Origin of the sequence: Leuconostoc falkenbergense (genome assembly GCF_014634805.1) — a bacterium.
Classification (GTDB): Bacteria; Bacillota; Bacilli; order Lactobacillales; family Lactobacillaceae; genus Leuconostoc; species Leuconostoc falkenbergense.
In genome coordinates, this window is sequence record NZ_BMBS01000009.1 from 36087 (window position 1) to 52977 (window position 16891).

The following is a 16891-nucleotide window of genomic DNA, read 5'->3' on the forward strand; positions in this document are numbered from 1 at the left end:
ATTACTCACTTTCTCGTATTTTTTTTGACACGATCACGCGTCAAAATCATCGTCACAACCATCGCTACAATTAAAATCACACCAATCGTCGATCCAAGTTGCCAGTTTTGGGTTACTAAAAAATGTTCCTCGATTGCTGTACCTAACGTAATCACACGATTACCGCCTATCAAACGTGTAATCATAAACAATGACAAACTTGGAATGAAAACAGCTTGAATGCCCGCCTTAACCCCCGGCATTGATAATGGCAAAATGACTCGTCGTAATGTTTGCCATTTATTGGCACCCAAATCACGACTAGCTTGCTCCAGTTTTGGGTCAATTTCTGCCAACGAATTAAAAATTGGCAGAATCATAAACGGAATTTCAATGTAGGCAGCAACTAACAAAAAGCTCCAATCAGAAAACAACAGTTGCTGTGGGGCAATGCCAAAGAAGCTCATGAAATTATTAACCGTACCGGTTTTTGACAAGAGACCAATAAACGCATAGGTCTTTAACAGCAAATTAATCCACGTTGGCAGGATTACTAATAGCAACCAAAATTGTTTTCGCTTGAGCTGATTGAGTAGGTAAGCCATCGGATAACTAATTACCAATGTAATTAGTGTAATCAAAAAAGCAAACCAAACTGAATTGAACGTCATGCGAAGGTATGTGCCACTACCAAAATAAACAGCATAGTTATGTAAAGTTAAACCACCATTCGCACTAGTTAATGATTGAAATAGCAATAAAAAAAGTGGGGCAATAACAAATAGCAGTAGCCACGCGCCATAAGGTACGAGATAAAATAACTGACGTTGTTGTTTACTCTTCATCATCATCCTCATAACTTTCCAAACGCGCGTCAAAATCATCTTCCGACTCGTTAAAACGCATAATATGAATATCTTCTGGATCAAATGTCAAGCCAACTCGTTCTCCAACTTGAGCCGAGTTCGTTGCTTGAACTTGCCACTCATTACCATCATCATCAATTGCTGTAATTTCATAATAATCACCACGGAATGATTGGTCATCAATGGTCACAATTAACTTACCATTTTCAATGGTAGTTAAATCCAAATCTTCAGGCCGTAAGACAACCTCAACTCGTTCATTAGGTCGCATACCAGCATCCACATTTTCAAAATCTTTGCCAACAAAATGAACAACGTAATCCGTCTTCATAATGCCATCAACAATGTTACTTTCACCAATAAAGTCCGCAACAAAATGGTTAATCGGTTCATCGTAGATATCTTCAGGTGTCCCATTTTGTTGTATGACACCATCATTCATCACAAAAATCCAATCAGACATGGCCAACGCTTCTTCTTGATCATGCGTCACAAAAACAAATGTAATACCAAGTCTTTGCTGAATTTCACGTAACTCATACTGCATGTCTTTGCGCAACTTGTAATCCAATGCAGACAATGGTTCATCAAGTAACAAAACTTTTGGATCATTAGCCAAAGCGCGCGCAATCGCCACACGCTGCCGTTGCCCACCTGACAGCTCACTAATATCACGATCAGCATATTGATCAAGTTTAACCAACTTCAGCATGTCATGAACTTGTCGTTCAATATCGGTCTTTGACATTTTCTTTATAGAAGGCCCAAAAGCCACGTTTTCAAAAACATTCATATTAGGAAACAAAGCATAGTCTTGGAAAACAGTGTTAACAGTTCGTTTTTCCACTGGTACATCATTGATACGCTTGTTTTCAAATAAAATATCACCTGAAGTTGCCGCCAATTGACCAGAAATCAAGTTTAATATCGTTGTTTTACCAGATCCCGATGGCCCCAACAAGGTATAAAATTTACCTTGTTCTAAAGACAAGTCGATGCCCTTCAAAATCTCTGTGTCACCATAAGCTAAGCTTACAGACTTAAATTCAATAATTGGTGTTTGCTCTGCCAAATTCTCAACCTCAACTCTTTTCGATAATTTCAATTTTACACTAATTTTTAAGACATAAAAAGAAAATCATATTCTGCCATTTAGCCTCAGTGACTACTATGCCTCAACGATTTTTTCATGATTTTCAACAACAACAATAGCTAGTGTCATTAAGATGAACAAAATAATAATAACGATAATTTGCGGTGTCCAAGAATGCCACCAACCATATGCGTAACCAAACATAGCTGGACCAATTGCCGCAATCAAATAACCACCACTTTGCGACATACCCGACAATTGCGCTGTTTGCCCCGACGTGCTGGTTTTAAGCGTGAATGTGGTCATCAAATACGGAAACAACACCGATGTGCCGACACCAATAAATAAATTGACCAGTAACCAGTAGGCAAATGTGCCTTGTGGATTTAGTAGCAGAAGGTAGCCAATTGTACCTAAAATTGAAAAACTAGCAACCAGCCATTGTTTTTGATGTTTGTTCAACCTAACAACAATTGAAGGTACTGTTAACGCAAATGGTAAACCAATTAACGAGTTAAGACCAGAAAATAAACCAGCGGTGGCCGGCGTTAATCCGGTTTGAATTGCCATTGTCGGCCCCCATGCCATCAAAACATAGAACATTGCAGATTGCATACCACCAAAAAACAATAATAACCAAGCATTACGGTTTTTCCAAACATTGAATCGGACCGTTTTCTGGTGAGGACTCGTTATTTGAGTAGCTTGCCTTTTTGCCGCAAATCGCTCATTAGGCAACCAATCCAGTAAAGCGCCAATTAGCAAGATTGTTAGCAGTCCTACGAAAATTTGCCAACTAGTTAATGCTGTTATTGGCGCTGCTAAACTTGCCCCAACGGCCGTTGCTAACATCATGCTAAATGTAAAAACAGACGTCATCGGACCGACTTTCATCGGAAAATACGTTCGAATAACGCTGGGCAGCAACACATTCATGTGGGCAACACCAATACCAATTAGCATTGTTCCAATATAGAGAAAAGTTGCATTGATGACTCGAATCCCCGAACCAATAATCAGCAGCATTAACATCAACGCAAATGCTCTTTCTAAACCAATCTTCTGTGCTACTTTTGGAGCCGTGGAAGAAAATAGCGCAAATGCTATCAATGGAATAGTTGTTAGCATGCCCAATTGGCCAACAGGTACACCTTCTGATTTGGAAATACTACTCAAAATTGGTGGTATAGCCGTGAATGGTAATCTCAAAATCATCCCGACAACAATAATACCTGGAATTAAAAACTTACTGTGATTTTTCATGTCAATTTACCTAATAATAACAAAACAGCGTCACTCCGTTGAGCGACGCCGTTTATACTGAACCATCAGTCAGTTAAAGATTAATTTTCTTGACCGTGAGTCTTGATAATTTCTTCTTGAATGTTCTTAGGAACAGCTTCGTAGTGATCGAAAACCATTTGGAATGTACCACGGCCTTGCGTTGCTGAACGCAAAGTAGTTGCATAACCAAACATTTCTGACAAAGGCACCTTAGCCTTAACTGCCAAAACAGGACCACGTGACTCTTGACCTTCAATCATACCACGGCGTGCTGAGACGTGTCCCATAACATCACCAAGGTTATCTTCAGGTGCAACAATATCAACAGCCATAATTGGTTCCAAAATAACCGCGCCGGCTGTCTTAGCAGCTTCACGCAAAGCCAATGAAGCAGCAATCTTAAAGGCAGCTTCACTTGAATCGACATCGTGATATGAACCATCATACAACTTAGCTTTCAAATCAACTAATGGGAATCCAGCCAAAGGACCAGCATTCAATGCGTCCTTCAAACCAGCTTCAACTGATGGAATATATTCACGAGGCACAACACCACCAACGATGGCATCTTCGAATTCGAATCCAGCCCCTTCTTCGTTTGGTGAGAATTCAATCCAAACATCACCATACTGACCTTTACCACCAGATTGACGTTTGAAGTAACCACGTGCTTGCACTGTCTTAGTAAAGGCTTCACGATAAGCAACTTGTGGTGCACCAACAGTGGCTTCAACATTGAATTCACGGCGCATACGATCAACCATGATATCCAATTGCAATTCACCCATACCAGCAATCAATGTTTGACCAGTTTCAGGGTTAGTTGTAGCACGGAATGAAGGATCTTCTTCAGCCAATTTTTGAATGGCATTTGACAATTTGTCTTGATCAGCCTTTGTCTTTGGTTCAATAGCCAATTCGATAACTGGTTCTGGGAACTCCATTGATTCCAGAATCAGTTGATGGTCAACAGCTGTCAAAGAATCACCAGTTGTCGTGTTCTTCAAACCAATAGCCGCAGCAATATCACCAGAGAATACTTCTTCAATTTCAGTGCGTGAAGTAGCGTGCATTTGTAGCAAACGACCAACACGTTCACGTGTATCAGAGGAAGTATTTTGTACGTATGAACCTGATTGCAAAGTACCAGTATAAACACGCATAAATGTCAAACGACCAACGAATGGATCTGTCATGATTTTGAATGCCAAAGCAGCGAAAGGCTTTGAATCATCAGCAATCAAATCAACTTCTTCGTCTGTCTTTGGATCTTTAGCAATATATGGCTTAACATCCAAAGGTCCTGGCAAATAATCAACAACGGCATCCAACATCATTTGAACACCCTTATCTTTATAAGCTGAACCCGCAAGAATTGGGTAGAATTGAAGTGCTAATGTAGCACGACGAATCGCTGCCTTTAATTCTTCAACAGAAATATCTTCACCTTCAAGATACTTTTCCATCAAATCATCATCGACATCAGCAACAGCTTCAATCAATGTGTTGCGCTTTTCTTCTGCCAAATCTTTCAAATCAGCTGGAATATCACGTGGTTCCCACTTTTCACCAAGTTCATCAACAGGGTAATAAGCTTCTTGTGTAATCAAGTCAATAACAGCTTCGAAGTCATCCTCAGCACCGATTGGCCATTGAATTGCTTCAGCATTAACTTGCAAACGTTCGTGCATTGAGTCAACTGACATTTGGAAATCAGCACCCATTTTGTCCATCTTGTTAACAAAGACGATACGTGGCACATCATAAGTTGTTGCCTGACGCCAAACTGTTTCTGTTTGTGGTTCAACCCCAGCTGCACCATCAAGTACGGCTACGGCACCATCAAGAACACGCAAAGCACGTTCAACTTCGATTGTGAAGTCCACGTGTCCAGGTGTATCAATGATGTTAACACGATAAGGTGTTTTTTCAAATTGATCAAAGAAACCGTGCCAAACAGCTGTTGTAGCAGCTGATTGGATCGTGATACCACGTTCCTTTTCTTGTTCCATGAAATCCATTTGTGAAGCACCATCATGTGTTTCACCAATTTTGTGAATTTTACCTGTATAGTACAAGATACGTTCAGTAGTCGTTGTCTTACCCGCATCAATGTGGGCCATGATTCCGATGTTACGTGTACGCTCTAGTGGGTATTCACGTTTTGCCATTGTGAGTTATCTCCTGGTTTAGTTATATATGCAACAAAAAGCGACACATCATTGTGTTCGCTTTTTGATGGTGCTTGTTTTGACAAACACCATCTATGACAATTGTACACTATTTGACGCGCAAGAATAATTAAATTCTTGTCATCAACAGATTACCAACGATAGTGTGCAAACGCACGGTTGGCTTCAGCCATCTTGTGCGTATCTTCGCGCTTCTTAACAGATGCACCAGTGTCATTGGCAGCATCCATAATTTCTTTGGCTAAACGCTCATCCATTGTGTGTTCATTACGCAAACGTGAGTAGTTAACCAACCAACGAAGTCCCAAAGTCGTACGACGATCTGGACGAACTTCGATTGGCACCTGGTAGTTAGAACCACCAACACGGCGAGCTTTAACTTCCAATACTGGCATAATGTTTTCCATGGCTTGTTCGAAAACTTCCAATGGTTCATTGCCAGTTGCTTCCTTGATACGATCAAAAGCATCATACAAGATTGTTGAAGCTGTACCACGCTTACCATCAAGCATCAACTTGTTGATCAAACGTGAAACGAGTTTTGAATTGTAAATTGGGTCAGGCAAAACTTCCTGACGCTTAGTATAACCTTTACGTGGCATTAGTCAGTCTCCTTCTTACTTCTTTGGTGCCTTTGTACCATACTTTGAACGTGATGTCATACGACCATCAACACCCGCAGTATCCAAAGCACCACGGATAATGTGGTAACGTACACCAGGCAAATCCTTAACACGACCACCACGAATCAAAACAACCGAGTGTTCTTGCAAGTTATGACCAATACCTGGAATATATGCTGTTACTTCATACAAGTTTGAAAGACGCACACGGGCGTACTTACGCAAAGCTGAGTTAGGCTTCTTTGGTGTCATTGTACCAACACGTGTTGCGACACCACGCTTTTGTGGGGCAGCATTGTTAGTTGCTTTTTTCTTCATTGAATTGTAGCCAAAGTTCAAAGCAGGTGATTTTGACTTAGAAACCTTTGACTTACGTGGCTTACGAACCAATTGGTTAATTGTAGGCATGCTACAGCTCCTTAAATTTTTCATTAGTTTCACAGTTCCAGGTGTTTCATTTCTGTTTTCAAACAAAAATGCTCACCGGAAATCTGCTGACAGTTACCTTTACAGCGCCGTTCAGCACAGTGTGACAATGTCACAGAACAGATTACTTAAAAGCACGTTCAATATAATACCAGATTGAGCGATAAAGTCAAGTGGGTATTTACATTTTGTGAATAAGTATTTGTTTTTTCGTACTATTCCACATGGAAAATATATTGATATTGATTTTTAATAGCATCATTGTTTCGTCAGTTATGTGTGCCAATGATCGCATCCAACATAATATTTCATTACTACATCCCAGATCGTTTTGCCTGATGTGTCATCATTTATTAAAGTGGTACGATCTCGTGCCGTTTTTTTCGGCAGTTTTCACGTTTGCAAAATCTCGCTATTGTCACAAACGTTTTGGTTGGCGCTATCCTGCATTAGAATTGACGTGCACACTGTTTGGCACCATGCTTTGGTATTCCTCGACCCTTCAATGGCTAATGGCAGTAGTACTACTGTTTTTATCACTTGAAGACTGCGAGTCGCAGACCATCCATAGCTACTTGATTATTCCGCTGTTATTGTACGCAATCCACCAACACCATGATCAATCGCACATTTTTCTAGCTTTATTAATTGGCTTGATAGCTTATTATTTGGTTTATATACGACGCGCTTTAGGATCCGGTGATATTCCAGTTTTATTGACACTCATTTTTTCAACAACAACCTATGTTTTTGTACTAGGCTTGTTGTTAGGCTGTTGTTTAGCCACACTTTTTTTAGCATTATCATCACAAAAACGTTTACCATTTGTGCCTTTTCTAACCGTTGGTTGGCTACTAATTGGTGTCTTGATATAAAAAAACACTTGAATTATCTTCAAGTGTTTAAGCTATTAAGTTGCTGGCGACGTTGTTTTAAGTGGTTTCGTTGTAATTTTAATGCTGCCATTCTTTGCGCCAATTGTAACGGCATCTTCAGTGGTAATATTACCACGTAATAACTCTTCACTAAGTGCATCTTCAACACTTGTCTGAAGTGCACGTCGAATTGGGCGGGCACCATATTCAGGATCAAAACCAGCACTGGCAACAACGTCAATGGCGGCGGGCGTCATCTTAATTGTAATACCTTGTTCAGCAACACGTTGTAGTACTGAACGACTCATCAATTTTACAATTTCATGTAACTCTTGTTTGGTCAAACTCTCAAAGACAATTGCCTCATCTAAACGGTTGATGAATTCTGGCCTGAAAGTCTCTTTCAGTGTTTCTCTAATTTTAGCTGCAACAGCTTCATGATCATTTTTCAAATCAACAGCACCAAAACCAACTGATTTTTCATCGCGAAGACGTGTGGCACCTAAATTAGAAGTCATAATAATGATTGTGTTGCGAAAATCAACTTTACGACCTTTAGAGTCAGTCAGATAGCCGTCATCAAAGACTTGCAACATCAAATTAAAGATGTCCTGATGGGCTTTTTCAGCCTCGTCTAGCAAAACAACTGAATAAGGGTGATTGCGTACTTTTTCAGTCAATTGTCCACCTTCATCATAACCAACATACCCAGGTGCAGAACCGATTAATCGACTAGCTGACCAGCGTTCTTGATATTCGGACATATCGATACGAATGAGATTATCTTCACTACCAAAAATAGCTTCTGCCAGCGCTTTAGCCAACTCCGTTTTTCCAACACCAGTTGGTCCCAAAAACATAAAGGTCCCAATGGGGCGCGTAGGATCTTTCAATCCAGAACGTGCACGTCGAATAGCACGTGCAACTGCGGAAACTGCAGCCTGTTGGCCAACAACTCGCCGTCCTAGAACTTTTTCTAAATTGACTAAACGCTGCTGATCGTTTTTTTCTAACTGTGTCAACGGCACCCCTGTTTGTTGAGAAATAACTTCAGCGATGTCTTGTGTTGTCACATGTAAATCATATTGCGAGCGTTCGCCATTAGCCACTGCTGCTTGTATTCTCGCCTCTTTCTTAGCTAATTTTTTCTTGAGCTTCATTTCTTCGGTACGCAGTTGCGCTGCTTCTTCAAAATTTAAAGCTTCAATAGCAGCATCTTTGTCTATCTCAATTTGCTTAAGACGAGTTACTACTTTGTCATTCGTACCACTATTTTCTGTTGCTTCAATGCGAACTTTTGCGCCCGCTTCATCAATTAAATCAATTGCTTTATCAGGCAAAAAACGGTCACTGATGTACCGCGATGATAGCTTCACAGCCGCATTTATCGCTTCATCATCAATTTGTACTTGGTGATGTTCTTCAAATTTAGGTCGGATGCCATTCAATATAGCAATTGCATCTTCTTGCGTTGGTTCGTCAACAGTCACTGAAGCAAAACGTCGTTCTAATGCCGCGTCAGATTCGATGTACTTTTGATACTCATCAAAGGTGGTTGCGCCCAATGTCTGTAATTCACCACGAGCTAAAGCTGGTTTCAAAATATTTGACGCATCAATAGCGCCTTCAGCACCACCAGCACCAATTAAAGTATGCAACTCATCAATGAATAGGATAACTTCGCCATCTTGATAGATTTCTTCGATTATTTTTTTCAAACGATCTTCGAACTCGCCACGATATTTAGTACCAGCAACTAATGACCCCATATCAAGCGCCATTAAACGCTTATGTGACAAATTTTCTGGTACTTCACCCGCGACAATTTTCTGAGCCAATCCTTCTGCAATTGCTGTCTTTCCAACACCCGGTTCACCAATCAGCACAGGATTATTTTTAGTACGACGAGATAAAATTTGCACAACACGGCGAACTTCTTTAGATCGTCCAATAACTGGGTCCATTTTTTCATCACGTGCCATCTGCGTCAAGTCACGCGCCAAGCCATCTAAAGTCGGTGTTCCGGCTGCTGCTTGCTGCTTCTCACGTTGTTTCATTTGTTTACGAATGTCTGTGACACCCAGCTTCCGCAAGATTGCCCGACGCAAATCTTGCAAATTAGCATCTAATGCCAACAAAATTCGTGAAGACAAGATACTTTCATCTTGCAGCAGCGCTAATAAAATATGTTCAGTTCCTACTTTGGGTTGTGCCAAAGCACGAGATTCTTCACCAGCTTGTCGTAAAATATCAGCTGCTTTTGGTGAATATGGTAAATAAACGCCCTTTTCATAGCGGCTTGACATACCATAGCCAGTAAAGTGTTCAATTTCTTCACGGATATCATCATCCGTGACGTTAAACTGCGTCAAAATTTTGCTGGCAATACCCTCTTGTTCGATGGCCAAAGCTAACAATAAGTGTTCCGTGCCAACTGCTTGATGTTTAAAATATTTTGCCTGTTCTTGTGCCAAAGCCAGAACGTTTTGAGCACTTGGTGTATAGTTATTATCCATGTATGCCTCCTTAAAATTCGGCTGTGTTTGTATAATATTGACTTATATTATAACCCAATTAGATGTTATTAGGAAATCATTTGTTTGTATCAGCGTCATTTAATCGCAATTCAAAATTCAAAAAGCCGAAACGACCGTTTCGACTTCATTAATTTGGATTTTTTAGTGATAATTGCCACTGCAAATAGGCGTTGATAAAAGAATCCAAGTCACCGTCAAGAACCGCTTGTGGCTGATTAGTTTCGTAGTTAGTCCGATGATCTTTAACCATTTGATAGGGGTGCAAAACGTAAGAACGTATTTGTGATCCCCAGCCATTTTCCATTTTTTCACCAGTAAGCGCTGCTCGCTCGGCTTCTTTTTTCTCAAGCTCTAACTGATAAAGTTTACTTTTTAATAATCGCATGGCATAATCGCGGTTACCATATTGTGTCCGTTCAACTGTTGATGAGACAACAATACCTGTTGGTTCGTGTGTCAAACGCACACCAGTGGAGACCTTGTTGACGTTTTGACCACCAGCACCACCCGAACGGAACACATCCATTTTGACATCATCATCACGCACTTCCACTTCAATTGAATCATCCAATTCTGGCATCACATCAACCGATACGAAGCTCGTATGCCGCCGTCCAGCACTATCAAAAGGTGAAATTCTAACAAATCGATGTACACCTTTTTCACTGCGTAAAAAGCCATATGCATTGTGTCCTGTCACTTTTATCGTAGCGCTATCAATACCAGCTTCGTCACCCGCATGGTAATCAAGCGTTTCCACTTGAAAATTATGTTGTTGCGCCCAACGAGTATACATACGGTACAAATTAGCACCCCAGTCAGTTGATTCTGTTCCACCAGATCCCGGATGAATTTCCAAAACGGCGTTATTAGCATCATAAGGCTCTGTCAATAATTGTTCCAAGTTGTAAGCATCAATGTCTTGCTGTGCTTTCGCAATACCTTCAGAAAGTTCATTTTCCAAATCTGTATCTTCGGGATCTTCAGCTAACATTTCTGTCAAAACTTCCAAATCCTCAACTTGACTAGTCAAATTCAAGAAAGAATCACGCCGATTTTTCAAAACATTATTTTCTTCAATGACTTTTTGCGCTTTATCATTGTCATCCCAAAAGCCTGGCTCAGTCATACGGTTTTCGTAGTCTGCAATTTCTTCAGTTAATGCCTCCAAATCAAGACTATTCCGAAAACGCGTGATATTTTCTTGCATATCAGCAATCGCATGTTTGGCATCAATAATTTCCATATTATTTCCTTTCAAAATAAAAACGAACAAAGTTCGCTTTTATTTGTCTATTAAGCACGTAAATTCTGACGAATTTCAGCTTTCATGAAGGTGCGCGTGGCATCATATTCGACGTCAGCGATCATTTTATTGAAATTAGCATAGGCTTCATTTTGGTACTCAATCAAAGGATTTAATTGACCATAACCTCGCAAACCAACACCTTGGCGTAGGCGATCTAATGAATCGATATGATCAGTCCAATGTTGATCGACCGCTCTCAACATAACCACTTTTTCAAATTCTAGCATTTGCGCGGGATCATAAAGTTGGGCTTGTTTTTCTTTATAGTTATCCTTAGCTAATCGCAATAGTTTTGCTTTGATATCGTCACGAGACAAACCTTTCAACTGTTCAACAGTCACTGCATCTTCGTGTCCTAAAGCATTGCCAACAAAAGCAACGATTTGAGCTAAATCCCAAGTCTTATTATCTTTAGATTTTGTTTGCGCATCAACAACTCGATTAATCGTTCGGTCGACCATAGGCATCAACACCCATTCGAGCGATTCGTTCTCATCAATCACAATGTCTCGTTCATGATAGACTAATTCACGCTGCTCACGCACAACATCATCATATTGTAATACGTTTTTACGTGTGTCATAGTTGTTTCCTTCGACACGCTTTTGCGCTGATTCAACGGAACGCGTAATCATACGATTTTTAATCACTGTGTCTTCTTCATCCAAATTAAGTCGCTGCATCAACAAACGAACACGATCAGCTCCAAAGCGAATCATCAAGTCATCTTCCAGTGATAAGAAGAATTGTGAGAAACCGCGGTCCCCTTGACGACCAGCACGACCACGTAACTGGTTATCAATTCGACGTGATTCATGACGTTCAGTTGCAATAACTGCTAGGCCACCTAGTTCTTCAACACCAGGCCCTAATTTGATGTCAGTACCACGACCAGCCATGTTAGTCGCCACAGTCACAGCGCCACGTTGACCAGCATTAGCAATGATTTCGGCTTCTTTGGCATTGTTTTTAGCGTTCAAAACATTATGTGGCACATTTTGCGCCATCAAAATTTTAGATAACAATTCTGATGCTTCAACTGAACCTGTACCAATTAAGATAGGTTGACCCTTTTCATGGAGTTCAACAATAAGCTTTACAACAGCATTATACTTGGCACGAACTGATGGATAAAGTAGATCTGGGTAATCCACACGTTGGATTGGGCGATTAGTCGGAATCGTAATCACTTCCATGTTGTAAATTTCACGTAACTCTTCTTCTTCAGTCTTAGCCGTTCCTGTCATACCTGACAATTTTTTATACATACGGAACAAATTCTGATACGTAATTTGTGCCATTGATTTGTTCTCTTCTTGAATTTCAACGCCTTCTTTGGCTTCGATTGCTTGATGTAAACCATCTGACAAACGTGTTCCCTCAGAGATACGACCTGTTGATTGGTCAATCAACTTCACTTCGCCATCCTGCACAACGTAGTCTTTGTCGTTGATATAGTTGAAATTAGCCCGTAAAGCCTGATCAATGTGATGAGTCAAAGCAGTATCATTTGCATCATACAAATTATCCAAGTTGAAGAAAATTTCACCCTTATGAATACCTTCATTAGTCAACATGGTTGCTTTAGCTTCTTCATCTACCTTGTAGTCTTCATCACGTTGCAAAGTTTTCACAAAGCGATCTGCTCGAGCATACATTTGTGAAATGCCCGATCCTGGGCCAGAAATAATCAATGGTGTTCGTGCCGTATCAATCAAAATTGAATCAGCTTCATCAATCAATGCAAAGTTCAAGCCACGCTGCATCACACGCTCTTCCGCTCGACGAACCATGTTATCACGCAAATAATCAAATCCAATGTTAAAGTTCGTCGAATAGGTAATATCGGCGTCATAGGCGGCACGCTTTTCTTCAGCAGGCGCATCACCAACGTTGACACCAACGGATAGGCCAAGCCAATTGTAGAGTTGTCCCATCTGTTCCGCATCACGTGCTGATAAATAATCGTTAACAGTGACAACGTGAACGCCGCGTCCTGATAAAGCATTCAGATACACAGCCATCGTCGCTGTCAGTGTTTTTCCTTCACCTGTGCGCATTTCAGCCAAATTACCATCATGTAATACAGCCGATCCCATAATTTGTACTCGGAAAGGATATAATCCCAACACACGTTTGGCGCCTTCTCTGGCAACGGCAAATGCTTCAGGTAAAATCTCATCCAGTACTTTTGCTAACGCTTTATTCTGCTTTTCCTTATTTTTAATTCCATCTGTTGCTTTGTTGATGGTTTCCTTAAATTCATCTGTCTTAGCTTGTAAGGCCTCATCAGACATTTTTGACATTTGATCAGCATAACTTTCAACCTGATCAGCAATGTTGTTTAATTTTTTGAGTTGTTTTTTTGAATTATCAACTAATTTACGTATTGGATTATTCATGTTATTTAGCGTGTCTTCAGTAAAATGACACGTTTCTCCTCTAAAACCTAAATTTGTGTGGTCTAACGCACAATAGTCTACGTTCCATTATATCAAAAAAAGAGCCCAAAAAATAGACTCTTTTAATTTTAATGATGAGTTTTAGCTTCGAGCTTTTCTTGTCCGCCCATGTAGGGACGCAAAACTTCAGGAATCGTGACAGAGCCGTCTGGATTTTGATAGTTTTCTAAAATAGCAGCAACAGTTCTACCCACAGCAAGTCCCGAACCATTTAAAGTATGGACCAGCTGTAACTTGTTATTTTCATCACGGTAAGTGATATGCATACGGCGCGCTTGAAAATCTTCTGTATTTGAAACTGAAGAAATTTCGCGGTATACATTTTGTTGTGGCATCCAAACCTCAACATCGTAGGTTTTTGCTGCAGAAAATCCCATATCCCCAGTTGAAAGTAAAATAACGTGATAAGGTAGCGCTAACTTTTGCAAAATGTTTTCGGCGTTTGCTGTCATTGCTTCCAACTCATCATACGATTGTTCAGGCTTAGTAAACTTAACCATCTCAACCTTATTAAATTGATGTAAGCGAATTAACCCACGCGTATCTTTTCCAGCAGAACCCGCTTCCTTTCGGAATGAGGGTGACAACGCCGTTAATTTAATTGGCAAATCCTCTGCCGGTATCGTTTCTCCAGAGTAATAATTTGTCAAAGGTACTTCTGCTGTTGGAATATAAGTTTGATCGAGTCCAGCTACCCGATACGCATCATCCTGAAACTTTGGATACTGTCCGGTTCCAAACATTGCTGAATCATTGACTACAATCGGCGTAATCATTTCAGTGTAGCCTTCTTTACGATGCTCGTCCAACATAAAATTATAAACAGCGCGTTCTAAACGTGCACCATCACCAACATAGTACAAGAAACGTGCGCCAGAAACCTTTGCGCCACGCTCAAAATCCAAAATTCCAAGTGCTTCACCAATATCGTAGTGAGCTTTCACCCAATCTGTTTTCACAAGTGCTTCAGGACGATTATCATAATGTTCAGGCGCCCATTTGCGTTGTTCAACGTTGGCAGACTCGTCTGGTCCAACAGGCACTTCGCTAGCCGCCAAGTTAGGCAAGTGCGCCGCAATTTCATTGACTTGCTCATCTAATTCTGCTTGTTTGGCGTCTAACGCCTTTATATCACTACCAACTTGTTGCATTTGAGCAATCGCGTCACTAGCATCTTCTTTTTGACGTTTTGCATAGGCAATTTTGTCAGAAACTTCATTTCGTTGCGCCTTCAAATTTTCAACACGTTGAATGGTATCACGTCGTTCCTGATCTAATACCAACAATCGATCAAGCGTGCCAGGTTCAACGCCTCTATCCAGAAGTCTTTGACTTGCTTCTTCACTATTTTTTCTTAAATAACGCATATCTAACATAATATATTCCCTCATTTTTTAAAATAAAAAGCGTTCTCGTCTTGTTGTTAAACAAGGGACGAAAAACGCGATTCCGTGGTACCACCCAATTTCTATAACCTAAATTATAGCACTTCATTACCTTTAACGAGGGTACCGGGCAGCATTACCTGCCAAACTAAGATTAATGGAGTTTCACGCTGTTATTTCTCATCAACCAATAACTTTCTTTGATGCGCTACTTATAATAATCACTAAGAACATTCTATCCTATTACAAATTAAAACACAAGGGGAAACAAAAAGAGGAAACAAACATTATGTTACCATAACACTTGCTTCCCCCTGAATCATGGGCCATCCAGGACTCGAACCTGGGACCTCTGCGTTATCAACACAGCGCTCTAACCAACTGAGCTAATGGCCCATATTTTGATGCCGCTTCTAACATCAAGCGAATGACGGGAATCGAACCCGCATAGCCAGCTTGGAAGGCTGGAATTCTACCATTGAACTACATTCGCAAGTAGTTCCTGTCGGAAGTCTCCTCCCTATGGCGCTGGACGGAATCGAACCGCCGACACATGCAGCTTCAATGCATTGCTCTACCAACTGAGCTACAGAGCCATCTCATTGTTCCCAATGAACGGTCACAGCGGGGCTCGAACCCGCGATCTCCTGCGTGACAGGCAGGCGTCCTAACCAGCTAGACCATGCGACCAATTGCGGGAGCAGGATTTGAACCTACGACCTTCGGGTTATGGGCCCGACGAGCTACCAGACTGCTCCATCCCGCGATAATTTTATTGCGACATCTTCATGCCTAAGGAGAATGTGGGATTCGAACCCACGCGCCGGTTTCCCGACCTGACGGTTTTCAAGACCGTTCCCTTCAGCCAGACTTGGGTAATTCTCCATTATCTTTACTTCGTCCTGCATGGACCATGTTGGACTCGAACCAACGACCGGACGGTTATGAGCCGTCTGCTCTAACCAACTGAGCTAATGGTCCTCTTTCGAGCCTATCGCGGCGGGGGGAATCGAACCCTCGACCTCTCGGGTATGAACCGAACGCTCTAGCCAGCTGAGCTACACCGCGATCCTCTTTGGCTAAGTTCCCTTAACCAATCGGGATGACAGGATTCGAACCTGCGACCCCCTGGTCCCAAACCAGGTGCTCTACCAAGCTGAGCTACATCCCGAAAAAGTCTTCCTGAGCTTGCGCCCTTCTTATACTTAAAAAAAGAGTTTGAATTCCTTCAACCTCTATGCACCTAGCAGGAGTCGAACCTGCAACCTCCTGATTCGTAGTCAGACGCTCTATCCAATTGCGCTATAGGTGCATATATGCCGGCGACCGGGATCGAACCGGTACGATATTTCTATCGCAGGATTTTAAGTCCTGTGCGTCTGCCTATTCCGCCACGCCGGCATAGAAGCGGAAGACGGGATTCGAACCCGCGACCCCCACCATGGCAAGGTGATGTTCTACCACTGAACTACTTCCGCATAATTCATGCCGACTAAAGGACTCGAACCTTCGACCCCCGCTTTACAAGAGCGGTGCTCTACCAACTGAGCTAAGTCGGCATCGCTTATCCCGACGTGCCGGTTTCTTTCTTGACCCTGAAGTCAATGGACGCTACAGGGATCGAACCTGTGACCCCCTGCTTGTAAGGCAGGTGCTCTCCCAGCTGAGCTAAGCGTCCATGATGGAGAGGAAGGGATTCGAACCCTCGAAACGCGTCGCCACGCTTACACGGTTTCCAACCGTGCTCCTTCGGCCAGACTCGGACACCTCTCCGTTTCTTCCTACTGCTCTCGTTCTTCTTATGTACGGCACCGCATCGTCCTATCCTCGCAGGAAGCGATCCTCCAACTACTTTCGGCG

Annotated in this window: 11 protein-coding genes and 15 tRNA genes; 1 reads left to right on the top strand and 25 read right to left on the bottom strand. The window is 41.6% G+C overall.

Annotated features, from left to right (window positions below; translation table 11 throughout):
* Positions 1-5: 5 nt before the first annotated feature.
* From IEU71_RS03065 to rpsL, 6 genes are all read right to left on the bottom strand, one after another.
* A complete protein-coding gene (locus IEU71_RS03065; RefSeq protein ID WP_036066502.1) occupies positions 6-827 on the bottom strand; it encodes an ABC transporter permease in 822 nt (273 codons plus the stop codon).
* The gene (locus tag IEU71_RS03070) at positions 814-1917 is read right to left on the bottom strand and encodes an ABC transporter ATP-binding protein (RefSeq protein WP_004911295.1); all 1104 of its coding nucleotides are present in this window, start codon (positions 1915-1917) and stop codon (positions 814-816) included. The genes IEU71_RS03065 and IEU71_RS03070 overlap by 14 nt, the downstream gene beginning before the upstream one ends.
* A gap of 96 nt (positions 1918-2013) precedes the next feature.
* Positions 2014-3201, bottom strand: a complete 1188-nt coding sequence (locus tag IEU71_RS03075; RefSeq protein WP_080519642.1) for an MFS transporter — start codon at positions 3199-3201, stop codon at positions 2014-2016.
* An 80-nt stretch (positions 3202-3281) separates the two neighbouring features.
* Positions 3282-5393, bottom strand: coding sequence for an elongation factor G (fusA, locus tag IEU71_RS03080; protein WP_004911302.1), 2112 nt, complete (start codon positions 5391-5393; stop codon positions 3282-3284).
* 152 nt (positions 5394-5545) lie between these two features.
* Entirely contained in the window at positions 5546-6016 is a 471-nt protein-coding gene (rpsG, locus tag IEU71_RS03085) for a 30S ribosomal protein S7 (protein WP_004899475.1), read from the bottom strand.
* A 15-nt stretch (positions 6017-6031) separates the two neighbouring features.
* Positions 6032-6445 (bottom strand): 30S ribosomal protein S12, encoded by a 414-nt coding sequence (gene rpsL, locus IEU71_RS03090; RefSeq protein ID WP_004911305.1) that lies wholly within the window; start codon positions 6443-6445, stop codon positions 6032-6034.
* Positions 6446-6687: 242 nt separating this feature from the next.
* Between rpsL and IEU71_RS10360 the strand changes: the two genes are divergently transcribed.
* On the top strand, positions 6688-7338 hold the full coding sequence (locus IEU71_RS10360; RefSeq protein ID WP_036066500.1) for a prepilin peptidase: 651 nt from the start codon (positions 6688-6690) through the stop codon (positions 7336-7338).
* 35 nt (positions 7339-7373) lie between these two features.
* Here IEU71_RS10360 and IEU71_RS03100 read toward each other — a convergent pair whose 3' ends face one another.
* The 19 genes from IEU71_RS03100 to IEU71_RS03190 all read right to left on the bottom strand — a co-directional run bounded on the left by IEU71_RS03100 (position 7374) and on the right by IEU71_RS03190 (position 16804).
* Positions 7374-9854, bottom strand: coding sequence for an ATP-dependent Clp protease ATP-binding subunit (locus tag IEU71_RS03100; RefSeq protein WP_004911311.1), 2481 nt, complete (start codon positions 9852-9854; stop codon positions 7374-7376).
* A 148-nt stretch (positions 9855-10002) separates the two neighbouring features.
* Positions 10003-11121: a peptide chain release factor 2 gene (gene prfB / locus IEU71_RS03105; RefSeq protein ID WP_004911313.1), complete on the bottom strand. Its 1119-nt coding sequence runs from the start codon at positions 11119-11121 to the stop codon at positions 10003-10005.
* Between the two features lie 50 nt (positions 11122-11171).
* Complete coding sequence (gene secA, locus IEU71_RS03110; protein WP_004911316.1) at positions 11172-13586, bottom strand: preprotein translocase subunit SecA; 2415 nt, start codon at positions 13584-13586, stop codon at positions 11172-11174.
* Between the two features lie 128 nt (positions 13587-13714).
* Positions 13715-15022, bottom strand: coding sequence for a serine--tRNA ligase (gene serS / locus IEU71_RS03115; protein WP_004911320.1), 1308 nt, complete (start codon positions 15020-15022; stop codon positions 13715-13717).
* 331 nt (positions 15023-15353) lie between these two features.
* Positions 15354-15427: transfer RNA gene (locus tag IEU71_RS03120), tRNA-Ile, on the bottom strand.
* 26 nt (positions 15428-15453) lie between these two features.
* A tRNA-Gly gene (locus tag IEU71_RS03125) sits at positions 15454-15524 on the bottom strand.
* Between the two features lie 30 nt (positions 15525-15554).
* A tRNA-Phe gene (locus IEU71_RS03130) sits at positions 15555-15627 on the bottom strand.
* A gap of 20 nt (positions 15628-15647) precedes the next feature.
* Positions 15648-15721, bottom strand: a tRNA-Asp gene (locus IEU71_RS03135).
* Between the two features lie 2 nt (positions 15722-15723).
* Positions 15724-15797 (bottom strand) — tRNA-Met (locus IEU71_RS03140).
* A gap of 29 nt (positions 15798-15826) precedes the next feature.
* A tRNA-Ser gene (locus IEU71_RS03145) sits at positions 15827-15916 on the bottom strand.
* A gap of 22 nt (positions 15917-15938) precedes the next feature.
* Positions 15939-16012: transfer RNA gene (locus tag IEU71_RS03150), tRNA-Ile, on the bottom strand.
* Positions 16013-16025: 13 nt separating this feature from the next.
* Positions 16026-16099, bottom strand: a tRNA-Met gene (locus IEU71_RS03155).
* Positions 16100-16128: 29 nt separating this feature from the next.
* Positions 16129-16202, bottom strand: a tRNA-Pro gene (locus tag IEU71_RS03160).
* A gap of 67 nt (positions 16203-16269) precedes the next feature.
* Positions 16270-16343: transfer RNA gene (locus IEU71_RS03165), tRNA-Arg, on the bottom strand.
* Between the two features lie 5 nt (positions 16344-16348).
* Positions 16349-16432 (bottom strand) — tRNA-Leu (locus IEU71_RS03170).
* 5 nt (positions 16433-16437) lie between these two features.
* Positions 16438-16509, bottom strand: a tRNA-Gly gene (locus IEU71_RS03175).
* 8 nt (positions 16510-16517) lie between these two features.
* Positions 16518-16590 (bottom strand) — tRNA-Thr (locus IEU71_RS03180).
* Between the two features lie 46 nt (positions 16591-16636).
* Positions 16637-16709: transfer RNA gene (locus tag IEU71_RS03185), tRNA-Val, on the bottom strand.
* Positions 16710-16713: 4 nt separating this feature from the next.
* Positions 16714-16804 (bottom strand) — tRNA-Ser (locus IEU71_RS03190).
* Between the last annotated feature and the right edge of the window lie 87 nt (positions 16805-16891).

Coding starts and splice junctions, on each gene's coding strand:
- IEU71_RS03065 (WP_036066502.1), bottom strand. CDS start 827: ATGATGAAGAGTAAACAACAACGTCAGTTATTTTATCTCGTACCTTAT.
- IEU71_RS03075 (WP_080519642.1), bottom strand. CDS start 3,201: ATGAAAAATCACAGTAAGTTTTTAATTCCAGGTATTATTGTTGTCGGG.
- fusA (WP_004911302.1), bottom strand. CDS start 5,393: ATGGCAAAACGTGAATACCCACTAGAGCGTACACGTAACATCGGAATC.
- rpsG (WP_004899475.1), bottom strand. CDS start 6,016: ATGCCACGTAAAGGTTATACTAAGCGTCAGGAAGTTTTGCCTGACCCA.
- rpsL (WP_004911305.1), bottom strand. CDS start 6,445: ATGCCTACAATTAACCAATTGGTTCGTAAGCCACGTAAGTCAAAGGTT.
- IEU71_RS10360 (WP_036066500.1), top strand. CDS start 6,688: ATGGAAAATATATTGATATTGATTTTTAATAGCATCATTGTTTCGTCA.
- IEU71_RS03100 (WP_004911311.1), bottom strand. CDS start 9,854: ATGGATAATAACTATACACCAAGTGCTCAAAACGTTCTGGCTTTGGCA.
- prfB (WP_004911313.1), bottom strand. CDS start 11,121: ATGGAAATTATTGATGCCAAACATGCGATTGCTGATATGCAAGAAAAT.
- secA (WP_004911316.1), bottom strand. CDS start 13,586: ATGAATAATCCAATACGTAAATTAGTTGATAATTCAAAAAAACAACTC.
- serS (WP_004911320.1), bottom strand. CDS start 15,022: ATGTTAGATATGCGTTATTTAAGAAAAAATAGTGAAGAAGCAAGTCAA.